The organism is Amycolatopsis sp. NPDC004079, assembly GCF_040610415.1.
GTDB classification, from domain to species: Bacteria; Actinomycetota; Actinomycetes; order Mycobacteriales; family Pseudonocardiaceae; genus Amycolatopsis; species Amycolatopsis halotolerans.
This window is the reverse complement of sequence record NZ_JBEXMH010000001.1, coordinates 23,108-45,151: the sequence shown is the minus strand read 5'-3', so window position 1 is coordinate 45,151 and position 22,044 is coordinate 23,108. Positions and strand designations below refer to the sequence as shown.

Sequence of the window (22,044 nt, the reverse complement as noted above, 5' to 3'; positions counted from 1 at the left end):
CCGCCGCGCGAGTCTCGGCGCGGGACTGATGGAGCTGGCCGGTGCCGCTCGTGTCAGGCGGATCGATCCCGCGCTGCCCGGCCGCGCGGAAGCCGCCGGTGCGCGAGACGCCCGCAGCCCCCGTCAGCTTCTTAGGTTAACCTAACTCCATGGGGATCATCCGAGCAGCGCCGGACCTGGAACGCGTCGTGGGCGAACGGCCGCTGCCGGTCATGATGAAGTCGATCGACCACCTCGACCCGCATTGCCGCGTGCTGCTCGCGCACAGCCCCGCCGCCGCGCTCGGCTATGTCGACGCAGGGGGTCGTCAGCGGGCCGGGATGGTCGGCGGAGCGGCCGGGTTCGCGAAGGCGGAGACCGAGACGCGGCTCAAGGTCCCGGTTCCGGCGGACGCCGCACCGGGAACAGGCGCCGCGCTGCTGGTGCTGGTCCCCGGATGGCGCGAGACCTTGCGCATCAACGGAACCCTCGACGAAGACGGGCTCCTCGTAGAGGAAGCGTTCCTCCACTGCGGCAAAGCGGTGATCCGATCGGACCTGTGGGGTCCCGGCCGCGCTTCGGAGGACGGAGCCGAGGAAGGCGAGCTCCTCGGACCCGCAGCGGCCGCTTTCCTTGCTGCCGCACCGTTCGCGGTGATCACGTCACGGGACAGCGCTGGGCGCGCGGACGCCAGTCCGAAGGGCGATCCTCCCGGAGCGGCCCGCATGATCGGACCGACGGCGGTCGTCCTCGCCGATCGGCCGGGCAACCGGCGCACCGATACGTTCCACAACATCGTCGAACGCCCCGACGTGGCGGTAGTGGCCCTAGTCCCTGGCGACACCCGCACGCTGGAGATCACCGGGAAGGCGGTCATCAGCACGGAACCCGGGCTGCGGGAGTCCATGACCGAGCGCAACCGCACCCCGAAAGCGGTGCTGAAGGTGGAAGTGGAGACCGTCCGGCTCGGACAGTGCGCCGCGGTGCGCGAGGCCGGGTTGTGGGACGCCGCCCGGCATGTCGATCCGGCCGATCTGCCGCGCTCGTCAACGATCTGGACCGACCATCTCAGACTGAACGAGACCGCGGGCGAGGCCGCGAAGCTGGTGCGCGCCGGGGTGGACGAGCAGCAGCTGCGAGCCGGTCTCGAGCAGGATTACCGGCAGAATCTGTGACGGGCCAAGGCTGCCGAGGGTGGTCGCCGGGCCGGGGAAGAGCACTCAAATGACCGATGTCCGCCCCGTCGATCTCCCGTAGCGTGAGGCGGGCCCAGTCGTCGACGTTGCGAGGTCCGGATGGCTCAAGAACGCATGACAACCGACACCGACGCGGCCGCCAGCGGCCTGCTGCTGAGCGTGGAACCGCTGACCGCCGCGGTGGACCGCGGCAAGGCCAACGGAGCCGTGGCCGACAACGACGGCAACGACTAGCCGTTGTCCCGCTCCATGACGGAGATTCCCGGACTGGCCGGCCTCGTGGCACCGCTCGAGGCCGGCCAGTTCTTCGCAGAGGTCCTGGGCAGGGCGCCGCGGCGGTTCCCGGGGGAGAAGGGGCGGTTCGCGTCGCTGCTCCCGTGGCCGGAGCTGGACCGGGTGCTGCGCCAGCACCGGCTGGAGTTCCCCCGGCTGCGGCTCGCGCTCGACGGCGACGTCGTCCCCGCCCACACCTACACCGAAATGGTCTCGACCCGGCGCAACGGCCAGGTCCCGCGCGTCCTGTCGGCCCCGTTCGCCGAACACCTGCGCGCGGGCGCGACGCTCGTGCTCGACTCGGTCAACGAACTGGTCGACGAGGTCGGCGAGCTGGCGGGTCGGCTCGAACACGACTTGCGCGAGCGGATCCAGGTCAACCTGTACGCGGGCTGGGGCACCACGCACGGCTTCGACGTGCACTGGGACGACCACGACGCCTTCATCGTCCAGCTCTCCGGGCGGAAGCGGTGGCGGCTGCACGGGGTCACCCGGCCTTCGCCGCTGCAGCGGGACGTCGAGCTGCCGGAACGTCCGGAGGGCGAGCCGCACGACGACTTCCTTCTGGAGGACGGCGACGTCCTTTACCTGCCGCGCGGACAGTGGCACGACGTGTCCGCCGTCGGCGAGGAGTCGCTGCATCTGACCATCGGGTTCAACGCCGCCACCGGTGTGGACCTGGTGGCGTGGCTGGCCGATCAACTGCGGTCCGACGAGCTGTTCCGCGCGGACCTGCCCCGGTTCGCCGGTCCGGACGCCCGGGCCGAGCGGGCTGAAGCACTGCGTCTCCGGCTGGCGGAGCTGACCGCGGGCGATGTCGTCGACCGGTTCCTCGCCGACCGCGACGCCCAGGCCCCGGCGCAAACCCGCGTCGGCCTGCCGTGGGCGGCCACGGCGGAACTGCTGCCGCCGGACGACGACTTCGAGGTCCGGCTGCTCGTTCCGCGCGCCGCGCTAGCGGACGGCGACGGCACGGTGGCCCTGGTCGGGGCGGGGAAGCGGCTGGTTTTCGCCGAAGCCGCGCGGCCGGTGCTCGCGGCGTTGCTCGGGTGTGGGCCGCAGCCGTTCAAGGTGCTCGTCGACGCTGCGCCAGGCGTGCCTCCGGCGACAGTGCGGGCGTTGCTGGGGGAGTTGGTCGTTCAGGGGCTGGTGGCTCGGGCTTGAGCTGGGGGCAAGCGCGGGCGCTCTTGGTCCGCGGCCGCACAGCTCAAGGCTGACCCAACTCCCGCGTCGCTCCTGGGCGAGCATTGCCCGATCGTGTGATGTCGCGCGCCGCGGGCGGTCGCCTCGGAAGGGCACGACGAACGGTCAGCTATACTTAGGCATGCCTAAGCCCGACGTGCGGCACTCGGGTCCGGGAATCTGCTTCCCGGACCGGAATGCCGCGCCCGGATGCGCCGCGTTGACCCGCGAGCTCGGCGGCGAGCCCGCCGGGACCGCCGCGCGCATGACGTCCTGGCTGCTGGTCGAGCAGCCGGGATCGTGGGGTCCGGACGCGCTGGAAGACGTCCTGGCCACCATGTTTCCCGCCGAGCGCCTCGAAGCCGCGCGCGCCGCCGGCCTGCGGCCGCTGCTGATCCGCAAGCCGGGGCGGCACGCGCGGGAGCCAGGCGCTCCGCGCGCGGTCTACGTCGCCAGCGGGCAGCCCGGAAACCGCTGGACGGAACGGCTCGACGTCGCTGACCTGGACGAACTCGCCCACCTCGACCTCGAAGCGGTCGCCGCCGGACGGCGCGGGCACGGCGAGCCGGTGTCCGGTCCGCTCTTTCTCGTCTGCACTCACGGCAGCAAGGACATGTGCTGCGCGGTGTTCGGCCGTCCGCTGGTGACGAGCCTGGCGCAGAACCACCCCGGGCGGGTGTGGGAGGTCAGCCATGTCGGCGGCGACCGCTGGGCAGGCAACCTCCTGACCGTGCCCGACGGCTACCTCCACGGCAGCCTTGCGGTGCCTGAAGCCGAACTGGTGGCGAAGGAAGCGCTCGGCGGCAACGTCCGCTTCGAGAACCTGCGCGGCCGCACCTCCGCGGAGAGCGCGTGGTCGCAGTTCGCCGAGATCGAGATCCGCGGCCGTACTGGCCTGCGCGGTCTCGACGCGGTGCTGGCCGTGGCGGAGGAAGCCCGAGGCGAGGACCGGAGTGTGCTGGTCGACGCGGGCGGACGGCGGTACGAGGTGGTGGTGCGCCGCCGGGCGTCGTCAGCTGCCGGGCACAGCCGGTGCACCGCGCGGCTGGTGTTGTCCGGGTTCGCGGCGGAGTCGGTGCGCGAGGTCTGACCTCGCTGGCTCGCACGTTCAGTTCAGCAGTTTCCGTTGGGCCGCAGGCAGATTGACCGGCCGCACGACGACTTTGGGCGCGGCCGTTCCGCGAACCTGGAACAGGCTGGCGGAACGACCTGGCCGCACGATCCCGCCGGACTGACTGCGGGAGTCCCTTCGTTGCAGCACCGGGCAGCTGTTTGTCACCACGGCGTCCCCACGCCACCCTGGCGCATCCCCGCATCCCCGCATCCCCGCATCCCCGCATCCCCGCATCCCCGCATCCCCGCATCCCCGCATCACCACGACATCCCCGCGGCCGTTCCTGTGTCCCCGCGGCCGTCCCTGCGTCATCGCCGCTTCCGATAACCAAAGCCTGGTCCGGCAGGCATTAGACGGGATACTGTATGCAATCTAATGTCGGCGGGATCCGGACCGGGAGGCAACCATGCGGGTGGCGGTTCTGGGCGCGGGAGCGATCGGCGCGTACGTCGGCGCGGCCCTCCATCGCGGCGGCACCGAAGTCCACCTCGTCGCGCGCGGGGCGCACCTCGCGGCGATGGCGGCGGACGGCGTGCGGGTCCTGAGCCCCCGCGGCGACTTCACGGCGCGTCCGCACGTCACGTCGGACCCGCGCGACATCGGGCCGGTCGACTACGTTTTCCTTGGCCTCAAAGCACATTCCTACCCGGACTGCGGCGACCTCCTGGAGCCCCTCCTCCAAGAGAACACCGCGCTCGTCGCGGCGCAGAACGGCATTCCGTGGTGGTACTTCCACGGGTTGACCGGTCATCCGCTGGCGGGTCGTCGCGTCGAGGCGGTCGATCCCGGCGGGGCGACCAGCCGTGTGCTCGCTGTCGAGCGGGCGATCGGCTGTGTCGTCTACTGCTCGACCGTCATCGAGGAGCCGGGTGTCGTCCGGCACCTTGAGGGCACGCGGTTTTCCCTCGGCGAACCGTCCGGCGAAATGTCGGTCCGCTGCCGGAATCTCGCCGACGCGATGGTGGCGGGCGGGCTCAAGGCCCCGGTCGAACCGAGGCTGCGCGACGACATCTGGGTCAAGCTGATGGGCAACGTCGCGTTCAATCCGCTGTCCGCGCTCACCCGGGCGACCATGGCGCAGATGTGCGAGCACGACGAAACCCGCGCGCTCGTCGCCGCGATGATGGCCGAAACGCTCGCGATCGCCCGTGCCGCGGGAGCGGATCCGCGGGTCTCGGTGGAGAAGCGGATCGACGGCGCGTGGCGCGTCGGGCACCACAAGACGTCCATGCTGCAGGACCTGGAAGCGGGAAAACCGCTGGAGATCGACGCGATCATCGGCGCCGTCGTGGAACTCGCGGACCTCACCGGCGTCGAGGCTCCCGCCTTGCGGCACGTGCACGCGGCGATCGAGCTGCTCAATCGCACCAGCACGGCGATTCCGGTCGGCTGAAAAGAAAACCCCCGCAGCTGTCTACTGTGGAGCAAAAGTGACCACTGTGGACAGTCAAGCCTGAGTCCCCCGATGCGGCACGCGCGCGACCAGTGCCGGGCAAGGCGTCCCGTCCTGCCGCCTCCGAGTCGAACGACGCCGCTGTGGATCTTGCCGCCCCTGTGCGCCGGGGAAACCTGCCTGTCGACCGTTGACCGAAGCCTCCGCGTCCAGCTAGTCTCGAACTACGGAAGAAAACTTCCACAAAGTGAAATTAGCTGATCGAGATGTGAGGAGCCGAGGTACTCATGACCGGTCCCGCCGGGGAGCGGCACTCGCTGCCCTACACCGCCAACCTGTCGATCCTGTTCACCGAACTCCCGCTGCTCGAGCGCGCGCAGGCCGCTCGGGCAGCGGGCTTCACCAAGGTGGAGTACTGGTGGCCGTTCGACAGCGCCGACCCGTCCGGGACCGACGTCGACCGGTTCGCGCGGTCGATCGAGGCGGCGGGCGTCCAGCTGACCGGGCTGAACTTCTACGCGGGCGACATGGCTGCGGGCGAGCGCGGGCTCGTGTCGTGGGTCGGCCGCGAAGCGGAGTTCGCGACGAGCCTGACGGTCGCGCTCGGGCTCGCCGAACGGCTCGGCTGCCGCAGCTTCAACGCGCTGTACGGCAACCGGATCGACGGGGTCGCACCGTCCGAACAGGACGATCTGGCCCGCACGCACCTCGCGACCGCGGCGAAAGCGGCCGAGGGCATCGGCGCGCAGCTGGTGCTCGAACCCCTGTCCGGCACCCCGGCGTACCCGCTGAAGACCGCGGCCGACGCGGTCGCGGTGCTCGACGAGCTGGGCCTGGACAACGTCCGGCTGCTCGCGGACCTCTACCACCTGGCGGTCAACGGCGACGACCTCGACACCGTGATCGCCCGCTACACCCCGCGCACCGGGCACGTGCAGATCGCCGACGCGCCGGGCCGGCACCAGCCGGGCACGGGGGAGCTGGATCTCGAAGGACATCTGGACAAGCTGCAGGCGGCGGGCTACGCCGGACCGGTGGGCATCGAGTACAAACCGGATGGTTCCACTGTGGACTCGCTGGCCTGGCTGCCGTACGAGCGAAGGGGAAACTGATGAGCAGGATCGGGTTCATCGGACTGGGCGTGATGGGCACGCCGATGGCCGCGCACCTGGCCGCCGCCGGACACGAGGTGAGCGGGTTCGACCTCAACGCCGACGCGCTGGCCAAACTGGAAGCCGCGGGCGGCCGCGCGGCCAACGACGTCGCCGACGCGGTGTCCGGGGCCGAAATCGTGGTCACCATGCTGCCGAATCATCCGCAGGTCGAGCAGGTCGTGCTCGCCCCCGGCGGCGTGCTCGACACGATCGCGCCCGGCACGCTGCTGGCCGACATGAGCACCATCCGGCCGGAGACGTCGATCGAGGTCGCGAAAGCCGGTACTGCCAAGGGGATCCGCGTGCTGGACGCGCCGGTGTCCGGCGGCCAGGCCGGGGCCGAACAGGCCGCACTGTCCATTATGGTCGGTGGCGACGAGGCCGATTTCGCCGCCGCGAAGCCGGTGTTCGACGCGCTCGGCAAGACCGTGGTGCACGTCGGCCCGCATGGCGCCGGCCAGGTCGTGAAGGCGGCCAACCAGCTGGTGGTGGGCGGGATCTACGGGCTGGTCGCGGAGGCGATCGTGCTGCTGGAAGCGTCCGGAGTGGACGCGGGCACCGGGCTCGACGTGCTGGCCGGCGGGCTCGCCGGCAGCCGGATCCTGGAACTGAAACGGAAGTCGATGGTCGCGCGGCAGTTCGAGCCGGGCTTCCGGATCGACCTGCACCACAAGGACATGGGCATCGCGCTCGCCGCGGCGCGGCAGTCCGACGTGGCGCTCCCGCTGACCGGCCTGGTCGCGCAGCTGGTCGCGGCCGGGCGGGCGATGGGCTACGGCTCGCTGGACCACTCCGCGCTGCTGAAGGTCGTCGAAGAACTGTCCGGCCGCTCGTCCGAGGAGGTTTGACCATGGCCCGAGTCCCCGCTATGCAGGCAGTCGTCGACGTGCTGGTCGACGAAGGGATCGACGTCGCCTTCGGCTGCCCCGGCGCGGCGATCCTGCCGCTGTACGACGCGATGCAGGGCCGCGGCATCGACCATCTCGTGGTCCGCCACGAAGAAGGCGCGACGCACATGGCCGACGGCTGGGCGCGCACGACCGGCAACGTCGGCGTCGCGATCGGCACGTCCGGTCCGGCGGGCACCAACATGATCACCGGCCTCTACACCGCGCACGCGGACTCCGTCCCGATCCTGTGCATCACCGGGCAGGCCGCGACGACGAAGCTGCACCAGGAAGCGTTCCAGGCGGTCGACATCGTCGAGATCGCGCGGCCGGTCACGAAGTGGGCGGTCCAGGTGAAGGAAGCGGCGCAGCTGCCGTGGATCTTCCGCGAGGCGTTCCGGATCGCGAGGTCCGGACGTCCCGGCCCGGTGCTCATCGACCTGCCGATCGACGTGCAGAAGCAGATGATCGAGTGGGATTCGTCGATCGATTCGGCGCTGCCGGTCAGCACGGTCAAACCGTCGCCGGCTCGCGTCGAGCGGGCGCTGGACATGCTGCTCGCCGCCGAACGCCCGCTGATCCTGGCGGGTGGCGGCGTCGTGCTCGGCGAGGCGAGCGACCCGTTGCGGAGGCTCGCGGAACGGCTCGGCGTCCCGGTCGGCGTCACGCTGATGGGCAAGGGCAGTTTCCCCGAGGACCACGAACTGTTCGCCGGCATGGCGGGCATCCAGACGTCGCAGCGCTGGGCGAATGCCGCGTTCCTGGAGTCCGACCTGGTCCTGGCGCTGGGCGCGCGGTTCGGCGATCGGCACACCGGCGAGCTGTCGGTGTACCGCGGCGATCGGAAGTTCATCCACGTCGACATCGAGCCCACGCAGCTGGGCAAGGTGTTCGGCCCGGACCTCGGCGTCGTTTCGCACACGCGTGAGTTCCTGGAAGCGCTGCTGGCGGCGCTCGACGCGCGCACCACTCCGGCGCGGGACCGCGCGTGGGTGAAGCGGCTCGGCGACCTCAAGGCCGAACTGCCGCGCAAGGAGGACTTCGACTGCACGCCGATCAAGGCGCCGCGGGTGTTCAAGGAACTCAACGAGTTCTACGGACCGGAGACCTACTTCGTCACCGCGATCGGGCTGTACCAGATCTGGTCCGGGCAGTTCCAGCGCGCGCACCTGCCCCGGCACTACCAGGTGTGCGGCCAGGCCGGCCCGCTCGGCTGGGAGATCCCGGCCGCGATCGGCGTCAAGAAGGCCCGGCCGGACGCGGAGGTCGTCGGCGTGGTCGGCGACTACTCGTTCCAGTTCCTGGTGGAGGAGCTGGCGGTCGCCGCGCAGTACGACGTCGGGTTCGTGCTCGTCATGCTCAACAACGAGTACCTGGGCCTGATCCGCCAGTCCGAGCTGCCGTACGAGATGAACTACCAGGTCGACATCCACTACGACAGCCACGGCACGGACAACGTGAAGATCATGGAGGCCTACGGCTGCTCCGGCACGCGCGTCGAGGACCCGGGCGAGATCCGGTCCTCGCTCGAGTGGGCGCGCAAGGAAGCCGAACGCACCCGGCGGCCGGTGCTGGTCGAGATCATGATCGAACGCGAGGGCAACGCCGCGATGGGCGCCGCACTGGACGCGGTGCGCGAGTTCGAAGCGGCCGACTGACGGGAACCGGGCCGGGGCAGTGCGTGCTCCGGCCCGGTTTCCGGTGTCATCGCGCGGGAATCAGGTCTGCCAGGGCGGCGAGCGCCTCGGCGTCGCGGGTGCCCGGGGTCGCATGGAAGACCACCAGTTGCAGGATCGCCGGGCCGGGGATGTCGAGTTTGTCGCCGTGCAGGTCGAGGTCTCCGACCGCTGGGTGGCGGAAGCGGACTAGGTGGCCGGTCCGCGGTTTGACGTCGTGCTGGGCCCAGAGATCGCGGAACTCTTCGCTGCTGGCGGTGAGGCCGGCGATGAGTCCGGCGGCGGCCGGGTCGGCGATATTCGGGCCGAGAGCGGCGCGCAAGCCCGCGACGCCGTCGGCTGCCATCTGCTCCCAGTCGCGGCGGAGGTCTCGCTCGGCCGGGTCGAGGAAGACCGCGCGGAGCAGGTTCCGGCCGACCGCGTAGTTCGGGGAAACCGCTGCGGCGACCGGGTTCGCGGCGAGGACGTTGGTGAGGCGGTCCTGGACGTACGCCGGATTCGTCGGCCAGGTCGAGATCAATTCGACGATGCTCGCGGGCACGTGCGGATCGGCTTGTCCTCGTTGTGTGGGGGCGGCGAGCTGATGCAGGTGCTGGCGGGAGGGTTCGTCCAGGCCGAGTGCTCGCGCCAGCGCGTCGAGCACCTGGGCTGACGGGTTCTGGTCGCGTCCCTGTTCCAGCCGGATGTAGTAGTCGCTGCTGATTCCCGCCAAGAGCGCGAGTTCCTCGCGACGCAGCCCTCGTACGCGACGCCGTCCGCTGTCGGGCAGCCCGACGTCGGCAGGGGAGATCCGCTCGCGTCGGGCGCGGAGGAAGTCGCCGAGGAGGTTGTCCACTTCGCCAGTGTATTTGATTCAGCGAGCACTGTACTGTTGTGGCTGTGCTGACCTCTGAGACTCGCGAACTGGCGCTCGCCCGGCTCGGCCGGGCGCTGGCGGACCCGACGCGCTGCCGGATTCTCGTGGCGCTGCTCGACGGGGTCGTGTACCCGGCGCAGCTGGCTTCGCGGCTGGAGTTGAGCCGGTCCAACGTTTCGAATCATCTGGCGTGCCTTCGCGGGTGCGGCCTGGTGATCGCGACGTACGAGGGTCGGCAGGTCCGGTACGCGATCGCCGATCTGCATCTCGCGCACGCGTTGGCGGAACTGACGCAGGTGGTTTTGGCAGTCGCGCCGACGGACGCGTGCGACGAGGAATCGCGGGTCGTTCGATGAGCGAGAACTGTCCGGACTGCCGCGCGGACGCGCCGGGCGGCGAGACCTTGTCGCTGGCTGACTCGGGCGCTTGCGCGGCATCGAGCCAGGCGCGTCCCGTGGCGGATGCCGAGAGGCGCGCGGTCCTGCATCGGCGAGTGCGGTGGCTGGTGGCCGGGACGATCACGTACAACGTGGTCGAGGCGATCGTCGCGGTGTCGGCCGGGACGATCGCGTCCTCGTCGGCGCTGGTCGCGTTCGGGCTCGACTCGGTGGCCGAGGTGCTGTCCGCGGTCGCGGTGGCGTGGCAGTTCGCCAGCGCGGATCCGGAACGCCGGGAACGGGTCGCGCTGCGGGCGATCGCGGTGTCGTTCTTCCTGCTGGCGGCTTACGTCACGGCCGATTCGGTGCGGTCGCTCTTCGGTGGCGACGAGGCCTCGCATTCGACCGCGGGGATCGTGCTCGCGGCGGTGTCCTTGGTGGTGATGCCGGTGCTTTCGGGGGCGCAACGCCGGGCTGGGCGGGAGCTCGGCTCCGCGAGCGCGGTCGCCGATTCGAAGCAAACGCTCCTCTGCACTTACCTTTCCGGCGTGCTGCTGGTCGGGTTGCTGGTGAATGCGCTGTTCGGCTGGTACTGGGCGGATCCCGTCGCGGCATTGGCGATCGCGGCGGTCGCGGTCCGCGAAGGGCTCGAGGCCTGGCGGGGCGAGCACTGCTGCTGATCGCGGGTCAAGTGGCGCTGGACGGCGCGCAAGGTCATGGCGAAGGCGATGAATACGCCGATCAGCGTCAGTGCGGCAGCTAGGTCGCTCACCTGCGGGCCTTTCTCGGGTGGTCGTTCGGACTGGTTGAGCATGACCTGGCGCCGGGCTGGATTTCGGCGGTGCTCACGCTTCCTTGACTGCGCTCCAGCCGATGTTGATGCCATCCATGCTCCCTGGCCTATACGGACACGTGTCCGGTAGTCTTCCGGACACATGTCCATTTATGTGTCAGGGGTGGGAATGTCAGTACTGGCTGGGAAAGTCGTCGCCATCACCGGGGCGAGCAGCGGAATCGGCGAGGCGACCGGTCGGCTGCTCGCCGCCCGGGGTGCGGCGGTGGTCCTGGGCGCGCGTCGCGAGGATCGGCTCGACGCGCTGGTGAAGGAGATCCGTGCCGGAGGCGGTCGCGCGATCGCGTGTGTCACCGACGTGACCCGGCGCGCGGACCTGGACCGGCTCGTGCGGCGGGCGGTCGAGGAGTTCGGTCAGCTCGACGTGCTGGTGAGCAATGCCGGGATCGCCAAGCTGGGACCGGTGGCGGACGTCGACGTCGAGGGCTGGTCGGCGATGATCGACGTGAACGTGCGCGGGGTGCTGCACGGGATCGCGGCCGCACTGCCGGTTTTCCGGCGGCAGGGCCGGGGACATCTGGTGACGACGGTGTCGACGGCCGGGCTGAAGATCGTCCCCTCGCAGGCGGTTTACGCGGGGACGAAGAACGCGGTGCGGACGATTCTGGAGGCGCTTCGGCAGGAATCGACGGACGGAGTTCTCCGGACGACGTCGGTGTCGCCGGGGTTCGTCCGGACGGAGCTGGCGGATTCGATCGACGACCCGGGGGAGCGGGAGCAGATTCGGCGGCGGGTCGAGGAGTTCGCGCTGGACCCGGCCGCGGTGGCGCGGGCGATCGGGTTCGCCATCGAGCAGCCGGACGACGTGGAGATCGGGGACATCACGATCCGGCCCGCGGTGCAGAACTAGCGGGCTTGGCGCAGTCTTCGGTGCCCGGTGCCCGGTGCCCGGTGCCCGGTGCCCGGTGCCCGGCACGCTCCGCGTGCAAGAGTGCCCGGTGTTGTCGATCAACCGCGGCAAAGCGGACGGTGGCCGCGGCGATGGCGTTCAACGGCGGCTGTGGCGGTGAGAAACGCGGCGGGGCCCGGCAGACCCGGCAGACTCGGCAGGCCCGGCGGACCTGGCAGGCCGGGAGGAAGCTGGGTGCTGTCCTGGCCTGCCGGGTGCCGGAACCTCGATGGGGCGGCCCGGTCCGGGCCGAGGCGGCGGGCGGGGTCAGAGGCAGGGCGGCTGGTAGCCGTCGATGAGGAGTTCGCGGAAGTCGAGGCTGTTGGGGGTCTTGCCGACGAAGACCAGGCCGCGGGCTTCGGTCAGCGCGGAGGCGAACGAGTACTGCGGCTGGCCCAGTTCAGGAAGCCAGGTCCACGCGTCGGGGTCGAAGGGGAAGAACTTGCGGACCAGCTGGCCGCCGGTCGAGGGGATGCGGGTGAGCCATTTGTCGCCGCCGCTCCAGTGGGACGCGGGGCGCAACTGGACGTAGAAGTCGTCGTCGGCGCTGTAGGTCAGCCAGAATCCGGTGGAATGGCTGAGGTCGGCCTGTGCGTCGAACTGGTTGCCCAGCCACACCACGGCGACGTGCCATTCGTTGTTCTGGAAGACGATTTTCGCCGCGTAGCCGTCGCCTTCGGGGACGAGGAGGCTTCCGGTGGGCGGGACGGTCGTGCCCTCGCCGCTGGCCAGCCACTTCTGCAGCCGGTTGATCGACGGGGTGCTGCATTCGTCTTGCACGCTGACGCCGGGACGACCGGCGGGAGCGGCCTGTGCGGCTGGCGCGGAAAGCGGAGCCAGCAGCAGTACGGAAATCGCGGCGAGGACTGGGATTCCGGCCTTGGTCCGGCGAGGTGCGGGCATGAATCGGAAGCTACCAGCGGGATTTCCGGCCGGTCAGGGCCGATAGTCGGCTTTCGGACAATGGTATGGACCTTTGCGCGAAAGGACCAGACCACTCGCGAGGAGTGCGGCTGGTCGACGCCGGGACAGAGCGCGGCGGCGGTCGGGCTTGCTGAGGCCGCGGCTTCTGCCAGGCACGACCCGTCCTGGTGAACTGGCCGGTCCGGGTCCCTCGCTCCGCGGCGCGGCCGGGGATGAACACTTCCGGCGGCTCCGGCGAATATCCGGTGTGACTAGGGCTGAGCGGTACGCCGCGGCGGGCGCGGTGGACGGCGACGATCGACCGGACTTGTGCGGGCACGACCTTCAGCCGGTCTTCCAACGCCTGTTCGACCGGCATGCCCGGGACGTGCGCCGGTATCTAGCCAGCCGCGCCGGGCCTGTGGTGGCCGACGACCTGGTCAGCGACACGTTCCTGATCGCGTTGCAGCGCCGGGCCAGCTACGACCCGGCACGGGCCACCGCCCGCGCCTGGTTGTTCGGCATCGCCACCAACCTGCTGCGCCAGCATGCCAGGGCTGAAATCCGGTACCTGCGGCTGACCGCGCACCAGCACGGCCCGCCGGTCGCCCACGGGCATGCCGATCGGGTGGCCGATCAGGTCGACGCCCAGGCCCGGGTCCGGGAACTGGCCGCCGCGCTGGCCGAGCTCGCGCCGGGGGATCGGGACGTGTTGCTGCTGACCAGCTGGGGAGAGCTGGACGCCACCGAAATCGCCGCCGTGCTCGACATTCCCGCAGGCACTGTCCGTTCCCGGCTGCACCGGGTCAGACGGCTGCTCCGAGCCCGAGCCGCGCCCAAGACCCCGCACCGCCTGGAAGGAGAGCGCATCGATGACTGAGAACAACGTCCGTCGCTTGTGGACGAACGACGAGCTGGACGAGGCACTGAACTCGCTGCGCGCCGAGGCGCTCACCGGCGATCGGCCGCTGGCCGCGGCCAACAACGCGCTGGTGAACGCAGTGCGGTCGATCGAAGGAAAGAGCGCCCCGGCGCCGGAAACGACCCCGCCGATCGAGGTCAAGGGCAAGCTGGCGTCTCGCACCGGACGGCGCTGGCGGATCGGTGCGGCCGCCGCGGCGGCGGTGATCGCCGTCGGCGCCACTGTGGCGATCGCCGGGGCCGACCGTGGCGGCCCCTCGCCCCAGGCGCCGCTGGCCGCGCCGGGGGTGAAGTTCTTGTCGGTGAAGCAGGCGCTGAACTCCGCCGCCGACAAGATCCACGTCATCGGCGAGTCTCCCATCCCCGCGGGCAAGTTCCGTTACGTCGAAACGCGCACCTGGCTCCTGTGGAACGACAGCAGGATCCCGGCCGCCTTTGCCGGCGAGCAGCTGACCCAAACCTGGCAGCCCAGCGACTTCGACGGGCAATGGCTGCTCAAGACCGCGCCGACCGGGAGCCGGAAATGGCTTGTCGGCGACGAGCACACGCTCAAGGCGGGCACCGAGAAGATCAACGGAGGTTACGAAGCCGACCTCAGCGAGTACTGGCCGAGCGGCGAATGGCGCGCCGAAAGCGGAAAGTTCCCTGGCAAGGCCATGGCCATCGTCGGCCGGTGCGACGACGAGTGGGGCGCCCCCACCGAACAGCGGCTGAACGAGTTGCCGCGCGACCCGCGGAAGCTGTACGACCTGATGGCGGCCGACCTTTCGGTGGTGAACAAGCCCAAGCTCGGCGGGGTGCTGGACCTCGCCGCACAGCTGCTCAAGACCGGTACCGTGCCCGCCGACCTCAAGGAGTCGCTCTACCGCGCGGTGGCGAGAATCCCCGGCCTCAAAGTGACCGAGCAGGTGGCCAACCTCGACGGCCGCACGGGCGTCGCGCTGGGCGTGGACCCCGTCGACGGCACCTTCCGCATGGAAATCATCGTCGACCCCGCTACCGGCGAATTCATCGGGGAACGCCGGACCCAGCTCAAGCCGGACGACAACGACATCACGACAGCGGGCATCAAACCCGGCACCGTGACCTTCTCCAGCTCGGTCCAGACCGCGGTCGTCGACGAGCAGGGAGCTGTCCCGCGCGGACGTTGACCCGCCGCAGCACCTCCCGTTCCCGGCGACCCCCCACATCTTCCTGTCACTCCGGCAAATCCGGCATCACCTCACAAGGGAGTACTGATGACATCACGGAGACGGTTGACCGCCGTCGTGCTGGCCACGGCCTGCGCGGCGGCAACCTTGACGGCCGTGCCCGGGCAAGCGGGCGCGCGCGACGCGCCAGCTGCGGCGGGCGGGGACGGCGTCAGCCACCGGGTCACGTTGATCACCGGTGACCGGGTCAGCGCGCGCCAGGACGCGCGTGGCCACTGGTCACTGGCCCTGCAGGACGACGCCCGCTCCGGGCACCCGCCGTACGTTCAGTTCGGCGCCCGGCACGGCGACGCCACCGACTCGTATCTGGTGCCGGCTTCAGCCATTCCTCTCCTTGAATCGGGTCGACTGGACCGGGAACTGTTCAACGTCACCGGGTTGATCCGGCAGGGCTACGACGACGCCGCCACCGACACGCTGCCGTTGCTGGCCGAGTATCCGGACGGCGTTGCCGCCCGCTCGGTCGCGCCCGCCGGCGCCCGGCGCGGTCGCAGCTTCGACGCGCTCGGCTACACCGAACTCGGCGAGTCCAAAAAGGACGCCAAGGGGTTCTGGGCCGGGCTGAGCGCGGCAGGACCGGCCGCGCTCTCGGGCGGGCCGAGCAAGATCTGGCTCAACCATCAGGTGCACGCCTCGCTGGACCAGAGCGTGCCGCAGATCGGCGCGCCGGCGGCCTGGCAGGCCGGGTACACCGGCAAGGGCGTGACCGTCGCCATCCTGGACACCGGGGTGGACGCCGAGCATCCCGACCTGGCCGGGAAAGTCGCGCTGAGCAAGGATTTCAGCGGCAAGGGCACCGTGGTCGACGGCAACGGGCACGGCACGCATGTCGCCTCCACCATCACCGGCTCCGGCGCGGCCTCGGGCGGCAAGTACAAGGGGGTCGCCCCGGACGCGAGGCTGGCCATCGGCAAGGTGATGAACGACGGCGGCCAGGGCCGCGAGTCCGACATCATCGCCGGCATGGAGTGGGCCGCGCGCGAGGCCAAGGCGAAGGTCGTCAACCTGAGCCTGGGCACTTACCCGACCGACGGCACCGATCCCAGTTCGCAGGCGGTCAACAAGCTGAGCCGCCAGTACGGCACGCTGTTCGTGGTCGCGGCAGGCAACACGGGCCAGGACGAGGGAGTGAGTTCCCCGGCCACGGCCGATGCGGCGCTGGCAGTGGGCAGCGTGACCAAATCCGATGCGCTGTCCTCGTTCTCCGACCGCGGTCCGCGCGTCGGCGACGGCGCGGTGAAGCCGGAGATCGGTGCCCCAGGCAGCGACATCGTGGCTGCGCGCGCCAAGGGGACCGCACTGGGCGACCCGGTGGACGAGCACTACACGAGGCTCTCCGGTACCTCGATGGCCACTCCGCACACCGCGGGAGCGGCAGCCATCCTGGCCCAGGAGCACCCTGACTGGACCGGCGAGCAGCTCAAGTCCGGGCTGGTCGGCACGGCCAAGGACTTGCCGGGAATCGGGGTGACCGCGATCGGCGGCGGCCGGTTGGACGTGGCCACGGCGGTGACCCAGGCCGTTCGGTCCGAGCCCGCGACGGTGAACACCGTCGTGCGGTGGTCCGACAAGCCCGGCAAGCGCGCTGTGACCTATACCAACCCTGGCACCAGCCCGGTCACGCTGAATCTGGCCTTCAGCTTGGCGGACAAGCAGGGGCAGTCGCCCGCCGCGAGCCTGGCGAAGATCTCAGCGAACTCGGTCACCGTGCCCGCCGGCGGCAAGGCCGCCGTGGACATCACGTTCACCGCGAGGTCCGGCAAGCCCGGGACCTACACGGGTCTGCTGCTGGCCAGCACCCCGGACGGCAAGACGCGGGTGCGCACGCCGGTCGGGGTGAAGGACGAGCCGGAGCTGTACAGCCTGTCGGCGAACCTGCTGGGCAGGGACGGCAAAGCCCCTGGCGCGCAAGACTCCCAGACCTCCCTCGCCGTCAACGTCCAGACCGGAGAGAACTTCCTGGGCTACGCCGGTCAGGCGCTGCGGGTGCCGCCAGGGGAGTACACCCTGAGCGCCGGGCTCACGGCCTCCCGGCCGGACGGGCCGCCGGAGACCACCGCGTTCGCCAACCCGGTCGTGAAGGTGACCCGCGATACGAAGGTGTCCTTCGATGCCCGCCAAGCCAAGCCCGTGACGGTGCACACGGACCAGACGGGAGCACTCGACGGCGGACTTGGCACCCGGCTGGAAACCCGCCCCGAGGGGCCGCACGCGCCCGCTGTTCTCGGGTTGGCTGCCGGCGCGCAGTTCCAGCGGCTCTACGCCTATTCCACCCCGGGCGTGAGCTCGAAGCACTTCCGCTTCACCGAGGACGTGCAGCTTTACCAGCCGTGGCTGGAACTCACCGCGGAAGGGGCGCAGCCGCTGGCGGTGGACGCGGGCTTCACCCGGTTCTCCGACAGCCCTCCGCCGTCTGTCCAGCGGCTGGGCACCGTTTACGGCGGCTCCGGCACGCCGGCTGATCTGTCCAAAGTGGACGCCAAGGGCAAGCTGGTGGTGCTGGACTTCCCGGACGGCATGCCCGTCGTCGAGGCGGGCAAGCGCATCGACAACGTGAAGGCGGCAGGCGGGAGCCTCGCGGCGTTCCGCCTCGTCGACCCCGTCGCCTCGGCCAAACTGCTCAGTGCCCCGCCCGGCATGTGGTCGCTGCCGACCCTTCAGGTGAACGGGTACACCGGCGACCGTTACGTGGCACTGGCCAAAGCCGGCGGGTTGACCTCCTCGCTGACCGTGCGGGACCGCAGCGACTACCAGTACGACCTGTACTACCCGTCGGCGGGCAGCATCCCGACCAACCTGGTGCACGAGGCCAGAGCCGCTGACGTGGCCGCGATAACCATGGCTTACCACGGCTACGCCAAGCAATTCCTCCCGATGGTGTACGCGATCGCGGCGGGTCCGGACGGGGACGTCAACCGAGGCGGGGTCAGCTCCACGCCCCAGTCCGAGCAACGGCGCTACTTCACCCCGGGCGACTGGCGGCTCCAGGTGCAGGGCGTCGAGTTCACCGAGACCAGCGTCGCCGAGGGCGGCACTCTCGTCGAGGGACAGCGCACCCTGGCGGCGGGCAAGTCCTACCGCATCGACTGGAACGCCGCCGTCATCGGCCCCCGCTTCAGCGGGCCCACCGAGTCGGGCCGCCCGTGGGTGTGGCGGACCAAGGACTGGTTGCTGGACGTCACGGTGCCGGTGTTCGCCGACGCCGCCGGGCACGGCAGCGGCGCGGGCTACACCTCCGAACTGGACCGGGGTGCCACGTCGGCCTACTTGGACGGTCAGTTGCTCGGCACCCAGAACTCGCCGGGCCGCGGGGTTTTCCCAACCCCGGCGCGGTTCGGCACGTACCGGATCACCACGGAGGTGACCCGGGACAAGCCGTGGTGGCCCACCTCCACGAAGTTCAGCGGCGAGTGGACGGTCGCGCCGACGTTGTTCGCGGACGGCCCGCTGGGCATGCTCGCGGTCGGCTTCGCCCCGCCCGCGGACCTGCGCAACATCGTGCCGGGAGGCAAGGAGATCGCCTTCCCGGTGACGGTGACCCGGCAGGATTCGCCGCCGAAGGTCACCGAGCTGACGGTGGAGATCTCCTACGACGACGGCGCCACCTGGCAACCGGTGGAGCTGACGCAGGACGGTCCGCAATGGACGGCCAAGGTCCGCAATCCGGCGAGCGGATTCGCTTCGTTGCGGGCGAAGGCCACGGACGACAAGGGCAACGCGGTGAGCCAGACGATCACCCGCGCTTACCAGATCGGCTGAGCGGTGTGGGGGTTTGCCTCGCCGGGCGAACCCCCGCATCCGGCTGTTGGCCGGTGACGGCGAGGCCGTGCTAGGTGCGCGGTGGCTTTCCGCTGTTGGAGGCGTGTCTGCGGCAGGGTGTCCTTCGGTTCGACGTCTCGGTTGGTCGTATGGGTGGCCGGGTATTGGCCGGCCACCACCAGGGCGAGTCAGAATGGCGGCTCACCACCCGCACCGATTCCGGCGGGCACCGGCGCGGCGCCCCAGGCCTCCCCGCTGGTTTCGCCGCTGTTCCGGCTGACCTTGGTGACCTTGGCGGTGGCATACCGCAGCGACGGACCGATCTCGTCCACCTGCAGTTCGACTACGGTGCGTTTTTCGCCCTCTTTGGTCTCGAATGACCGCTGTACCAGACGTCCGGTGACCAGGACCCTCGCGCCCCGGGTGAGGCTTTCGGCAACGTTTTCCGCTGCCTGCCGCCAGATGCTGCACCTGAGGAACAGTGCCTCGCCGTCCTTCCACTCGCCTGATTGGCGATCGAGCGTGCGAGGCGTTGACGCGACGGTGAAATTCGCGACTGCGGCTCCGGACGGGGTGAATCGCAGCTCCGGGTCTGAGGTCAGATTTCCGACGACCGTGATGACAGTTTCTCCAGCCATGGTCGAACTCCTTGGTCTTGTGCCGCCAAGTCCATGGCGGCGAATCTGATGATCGAGGGGACTCGATCAGTCTCCGTTTGTCGAAAGATTTGCATGTTCAGTTGTGCGGAATGAGGCTCGTCGCGGGACAACTCAGGTTGCGCGCCGTTGGTACCTGCGCTGCCGTCGAGGAGTGACAGAAGACATCAGCCAGCATGCTCGGGCGATCGTGCCCCGCCAGCGACGGGAACCCGGGCCGTTTCCGATGACGGTGCGGACCGTTTCTCGGGCCATGGTGACGCTCCTCTGTTCGGTGCGGCCCCAGGGGCGGGCGCCGCTCGGGAATCAGGAGACCATCCGGGTACGACAGTTTCCGGGGCTTCCCGGTCACTCCATCGGGTGGGACTTCCCGCGCGGCGACGGCGGGAGCGGTTCCCACCGTTCGGCTGTTGTTCCGGGGAGGGGCGGCGGGCAGCATGAGCGGCATGGTCGGTGGGAAGTGGGGACGGGCGGCGGCGGTGGTCGCGGTCGTGGGGATTTCGGTGGTGGGGCAGGGGATAGCGCCTGCCGAGGTGGGAGCGAAGCCCGGTTCGGCAGCGGAGGGCGGAGCGGGCGGAAGCGGGCAAGGAGCGGCGCGCGCGATGGCGGGCGGCACGCCGGGAGATTGCTGTGGCGGGCCGTCATCTTGGACAACTGGGGACAAATCCGCCCTCGGGACGGCCGCGGGGACGGCGAGCCCGTTGTGGTTCACCGTCGCGAAGGGCGTTACGTCCGAGGTGTTCTATCCGCGTGCGGACGTGGCCAACATGCAGGACATGCAGTACGTCGTCACCGACGGGAAGTCCTTTGTGGACCTCGAGCGCGACGCGACCGAGCACGTCGTTTCGATGCCGGACGAGAAGGCGCTCGAGTACACGATCACGAACACCGCCAAGAACGGTCGTTATCGCATCACGACGACCTACGTCACCGACTCCGGGCGGCCGACTCTTCTTGTCCGCACGCGGTTTCAGTCGCTCGACGGTGGTCAGTATCAGGTTTACCTCCTGGCGAATCCGTCGATGGCGGGCGGTGCGGCGAACGACACCGCGGCGTGGGACGGGACCGGGCTGACGGCCAGCGGGACCGAGGATCTGTTCGGGGCCAAGACGACTGTGGCGTCGGCGTTGCGGGCCTCGACGGGGTTCGTCGCGCATGACAACGGATATTCCGGCGCCGCGAGCGATTGCCTGGTAGACTTGCGGGCACATCAACATCTTGCGAATCAATTCGATTCCACCAATTCTGGCAATGTAGTCCAATGTGGACAGATCCCGGTCGGGCAGGACTCGACGTTCTCGGTCGCGCTCGGGTACGGGAGCGACGCACCGGGAGCGGCGGCGGCCGCGGACGGGTCGCTCGCGAGCGGGTTCGACACTCTGGAGCAGGCGTATCGGCGCGGATGGGAGGGGTATGTCGGCAGCCTGAAGGCGGCGCCGGGCAGTGTGGCGGGCGACGAGCGGCAGCGGCGGGCGTATTACGTCGCGCTGATGGCGTTGCACGCGGCGGAGGACAAAACGCACCGCGGCGCGAGTGTCGCGGGGCTGGCCACGCCCTGGGGCGACGTCGTCAACGGCGACGCGCTCAACGACGGGTACCACCGCGTGTGGGGCCGGGATCTGTACCAGCAGGCGACCGGGCTGCTCGCGGCGGGCGACGCGGCTCAGGCCAAGCGGATGGCGCAGTTCCTGTGGTCTTCGCAATGGATTTCCGCGCCGACGCAAGGCGACGGGACGACGTATCCGGCCGGGGCGTTTCCCCGGTACAGCCCGGTGAGCGGGGTCCAAGGGGCGACGCCGCAGCTGCTCGGCTGTTGCGAGCAGCTCGACCAGGATTCCGACGCGATCATCCTCGCCTGGATGACCGGGCTCACCGACGCGGCGACGTATGCGCGGGTCAAGGTGACGGCGGAGCACATCCGGACGAGCGGGCCCACGACGACCGAGCGGTGGGAGGAGCAGTACGGGCGTTCGCCGTCGTCGATCGCGGCGGAGGTCGCCGGGCTGGTCACGGCCAGGGCGATCGCGCGGGCGAACGGCGATACCGCCTCGGCGCAGCAGTGGGAGTCCACGGCGGACTCGTGGCGGGCGCAGCTGGACGGCTGGACGCGGACGACGTCCGGGTACTGGGGCGGCCACACCTATTACGAGCGGCTGGACAAGGGCACCGACCCGAACGACAACGGCCAGATCTGCTTCGACGAAGGGTGTTTCTACGAGCACGACGTGGTCGACTTCGGCTTCCTCGACCTGGTCCGGCTGGGGCTCCGCGCGTCGGCGGATCCGGCGGTCGCCGAGTCGGTGGCCCCGACGGCGGCGGCCCGCGACGGCAACGCGCCGATGCAGGTGACGACCCCGAACGGCGACATCTACTTCCACCGCTACCCGCACGACAACTACGGCGAGAGCACCACGGCATGCACCGGCTGGCCGGCGAACGGGCCGCAGCGGTTCGGGCGGCTCTGGCCGGTCCTGTCCGGCGAGCGCGGCGAGTACGAGCTGGCCAACGGACGGCCGGCGGCGGTGTACCTGAAGTCGATGGCGGACGCGGCGAACGACGGCTACTTCATTCCCGAGCAGGTGTGGGATCGCGCCGACGTCGCGTGCTTCGGGCTGGGCCGTCCGACCGGGAGCGCGGCGCCGTTGATGTGGGCGGAAGGCCAGTACCTCCGGCTCGCGCAGAACATGGACGCGGGGAAGAACCTCGAGACTCCGGAGGTGGTCCGGCAGCGCTACGGCGGCTGACCCGTCCGTTCGCGACGACGG

General features: G+C 70.1%; 17 protein-coding genes. 14 read left to right on the top strand and 3 right to left on the bottom strand.

Translation table 11 applies throughout. From position 1 onward, the window contains the following. Window positions 1-149: 149 nt before the first annotated feature. From ABZX37_RS00190 to gcl, 7 genes are all read left to right on the top strand, one after another. Window positions 150-1,154, top strand: a complete 1,005-nt coding sequence (locus tag ABZX37_RS00190; protein ID WP_354734773.1) for a pyridoxamine 5'-phosphate oxidase family protein — start codon at window positions 150-152, stop codon at window positions 1,152-1,154. 270 nt (window positions 1,155-1,424) lie between these two features. After that, complete coding sequence (locus tag ABZX37_RS00185; protein ID WP_354734772.1) at window positions 1,425-2,612, top strand: cupin domain-containing protein; 1,188 nt, start codon at window positions 1,425-1,427, stop codon at window positions 2,610-2,612. 160 nt (window positions 2,613-2,772) lie between these two features. Continuing rightward, window positions 2,773-3,720, top strand: coding sequence for a sucrase ferredoxin (locus ABZX37_RS00180; RefSeq protein WP_354734771.1), 948 nt, complete (start codon window positions 2,773-2,775; stop codon window positions 3,718-3,720). A 430-nt stretch (window positions 3,721-4,150) separates the two neighbouring features. Further along, window positions 4,151-5,137 (top strand): 2-dehydropantoate 2-reductase, encoded by a 987-nt coding sequence (locus ABZX37_RS00175; protein ID WP_354734770.1) that lies wholly within the window; start codon window positions 4,151-4,153, stop codon window positions 5,135-5,137. A gap of 287 nt (window positions 5,138-5,424) precedes the next feature. Then, entirely contained in the window at window positions 5,425-6,249 is an 825-nt protein-coding gene (locus tag ABZX37_RS00170; RefSeq protein WP_354734769.1) for a TIM barrel protein, read from the top strand. Then, on the top strand, window positions 6,249-7,139 hold the full coding sequence (locus tag ABZX37_RS00165; RefSeq protein ID WP_354734768.1) for a 2-hydroxy-3-oxopropionate reductase: 891 nt from the start codon (window positions 6,249-6,251) through the stop codon (window positions 7,137-7,139). Before ABZX37_RS00170 ends, ABZX37_RS00165 begins: the two co-directional genes overlap by 1 nt. Before the next feature lie 2 nt (window positions 7,140-7,141). Next, complete coding sequence (gene gcl, locus ABZX37_RS00160; RefSeq protein WP_354734767.1) at window positions 7,142-8,836, top strand: glyoxylate carboligase; 1,695 nt, start codon at window positions 7,142-7,144, stop codon at window positions 8,834-8,836. 46 nt (window positions 8,837-8,882) lie between these two features. On the opposite strand, the gene ABZX37_RS00155 is transcribed toward gcl, so the two are convergent. Then, window positions 8,883-9,689, bottom strand: coding sequence for a helix-turn-helix transcriptional regulator (locus tag ABZX37_RS00155; RefSeq protein WP_354734766.1), 807 nt, complete (start codon window positions 9,687-9,689; stop codon window positions 8,883-8,885). A 44-nt stretch (window positions 9,690-9,733) separates the two neighbouring features. Between ABZX37_RS00155 and ABZX37_RS00150 the strand changes: the two genes are divergently transcribed. From ABZX37_RS00150 to ABZX37_RS00140, 3 genes are all read left to right on the top strand, one after another. Then, window positions 9,734-10,066, top strand: a complete 333-nt coding sequence (locus tag ABZX37_RS00150) for a metalloregulator ArsR/SmtB family transcription factor (protein WP_354734765.1) — start codon at window positions 9,734-9,736, stop codon at window positions 10,064-10,066. Continuing rightward, a complete protein-coding gene (locus ABZX37_RS00145; protein ID WP_354734764.1) occupies window positions 10,063-10,767 on the top strand; it encodes a cation transporter in 705 nt (234 codons plus the stop codon). Before ABZX37_RS00150 ends, ABZX37_RS00145 begins: the two co-directional genes overlap by 4 nt. 282 nt (window positions 10,768-11,049) lie before the next feature. Continuing rightward, window positions 11,050-11,790 carry an SDR family oxidoreductase gene (locus ABZX37_RS00140; RefSeq protein WP_354734763.1) on the top strand — a complete coding sequence of 247 codons (741 nt, stop codon included), beginning with the start codon at window positions 11,050-11,052 and terminating at the stop codon, window positions 11,788-11,790. Between the two features lie 306 nt (window positions 11,791-12,096). Here ABZX37_RS00140 and ABZX37_RS00135 read toward each other — a convergent pair whose 3' ends face one another. Then, window positions 12,097-12,732: a hypothetical protein gene (locus ABZX37_RS00135; RefSeq protein ID WP_354734762.1), complete on the bottom strand. Its 636-nt coding sequence runs from the start codon at window positions 12,730-12,732 to the stop codon at window positions 12,097-12,099. A 268-nt stretch (window positions 12,733-13,000) separates the two neighbouring features. On the opposite strand from ABZX37_RS00135, the gene ABZX37_RS00130 reads away from it, so the two are divergent. The 3 genes from ABZX37_RS00130 to ABZX37_RS00120 all read left to right on the top strand — a co-directional run bounded on the left by ABZX37_RS00130 (window position 13,001) and on the right by ABZX37_RS00120 (window position 18,623). Further along, a complete protein-coding gene (locus tag ABZX37_RS00130) occupies window positions 13,001-13,612 on the top strand; it encodes an RNA polymerase sigma factor (RefSeq protein ID WP_354734761.1) in 612 nt (203 codons plus the stop codon). Further along, complete coding sequence (locus tag ABZX37_RS00125; protein WP_354734760.1) at window positions 13,605-14,804, top strand: CU044_5270 family protein; 1,200 nt, start codon at window positions 13,605-13,607, stop codon at window positions 14,802-14,804. Before ABZX37_RS00130 ends, ABZX37_RS00125 begins: the two co-directional genes overlap by 8 nt. 87 nt (window positions 14,805-14,891) lie before the next feature. Continuing rightward, a complete protein-coding gene (locus ABZX37_RS00120; RefSeq protein ID WP_354734759.1) occupies window positions 14,892-18,623 on the top strand; it encodes a S8 family serine peptidase in 3,732 nt (1,243 codons plus the stop codon). Window positions 18,624-18,811: 188 nt separating this feature from the next. Here the strand turns inward: ABZX37_RS00120 and ABZX37_RS00115 are convergent, their stop codons facing one another. Next, entirely contained in the window at window positions 18,812-19,261 is a 450-nt protein-coding gene (locus ABZX37_RS00115) for a single-stranded DNA-binding protein (RefSeq protein ID WP_354734758.1), read from the bottom strand. Window positions 19,262-19,725: 464 nt separating this feature from the next. On the opposite strand from ABZX37_RS00115, the gene ABZX37_RS00110 reads away from it, so the two are divergent. After that, complete coding sequence (locus ABZX37_RS00110; RefSeq protein ID WP_354734757.1) at window positions 19,726-22,023, top strand: glycoside hydrolase family 15 protein; 2,298 nt, start codon at window positions 19,726-19,728, stop codon at window positions 22,021-22,023. The last annotated feature ends 21 nt before the right edge of the window (window positions 22,024-22,044 follow it).

Excerpts from the sequence above, each read along its gene's own strand:
- ABZX37_RS00190 (WP_354734773.1), top strand. The coding sequence starts at position 150 with ATGGGGATCATCCGAGCAGCGCCGGACCTGGAACGCGTCGTGGGCGAA.
- ABZX37_RS00185 (WP_354734772.1), top strand. The coding sequence starts at position 1,425 with ATGACGGAGATTCCCGGACTGGCCGGCCTCGTGGCACCGCTCGAGGCC.
- ABZX37_RS00180 (WP_354734771.1), top strand. The coding sequence starts at position 2,773 with ATGCCTAAGCCCGACGTGCGGCACTCGGGTCCGGGAATCTGCTTCCCG.
- ABZX37_RS00175 (WP_354734770.1), top strand. The coding sequence starts at position 4,151 with ATGCGGGTGGCGGTTCTGGGCGCGGGAGCGATCGGCGCGTACGTCGGC.
- ABZX37_RS00170 (WP_354734769.1), top strand. The coding sequence starts at position 5,425 with ATGACCGGTCCCGCCGGGGAGCGGCACTCGCTGCCCTACACCGCCAAC.
- ABZX37_RS00165 (WP_354734768.1), top strand. The coding sequence starts at position 6,249 with ATGAGCAGGATCGGGTTCATCGGACTGGGCGTGATGGGCACGCCGATG.
- gcl (WP_354734767.1), top strand. The coding sequence starts at position 7,142 with ATGGCCCGAGTCCCCGCTATGCAGGCAGTCGTCGACGTGCTGGTCGAC.
- ABZX37_RS00145 (WP_354734764.1), top strand. The coding sequence starts at position 10,063 with ATGAGCGAGAACTGTCCGGACTGCCGCGCGGACGCGCCGGGCGGCGAG.
- ABZX37_RS00140 (WP_354734763.1), top strand. The coding sequence starts at position 11,050 with ATGTCAGTACTGGCTGGGAAAGTCGTCGCCATCACCGGGGCGAGCAGC.
- ABZX37_RS00135 (WP_354734762.1), bottom strand. The coding sequence starts at position 12,732 with ATGCCCGCACCTCGCCGGACCAAGGCCGGAATCCCAGTCCTCGCCGCG.
- ABZX37_RS00125 (WP_354734760.1), top strand. The coding sequence starts at position 13,605 with ATGACTGAGAACAACGTCCGTCGCTTGTGGACGAACGACGAGCTGGAC.
- ABZX37_RS00120 (WP_354734759.1), top strand. The coding sequence starts at position 14,892 with ATGACATCACGGAGACGGTTGACCGCCGTCGTGCTGGCCACGGCCTGC.
- ABZX37_RS00115 (WP_354734758.1), bottom strand. The coding sequence starts at position 19,261 with ATGGCTGGAGAAACTGTCATCACGGTCGTCGGAAATCTGACCTCAGAC.
- ABZX37_RS00110 (WP_354734757.1), top strand. The coding sequence starts at position 19,726 with ATGGTCGGTGGGAAGTGGGGACGGGCGGCGGCGGTGGTCGCGGTCGTG.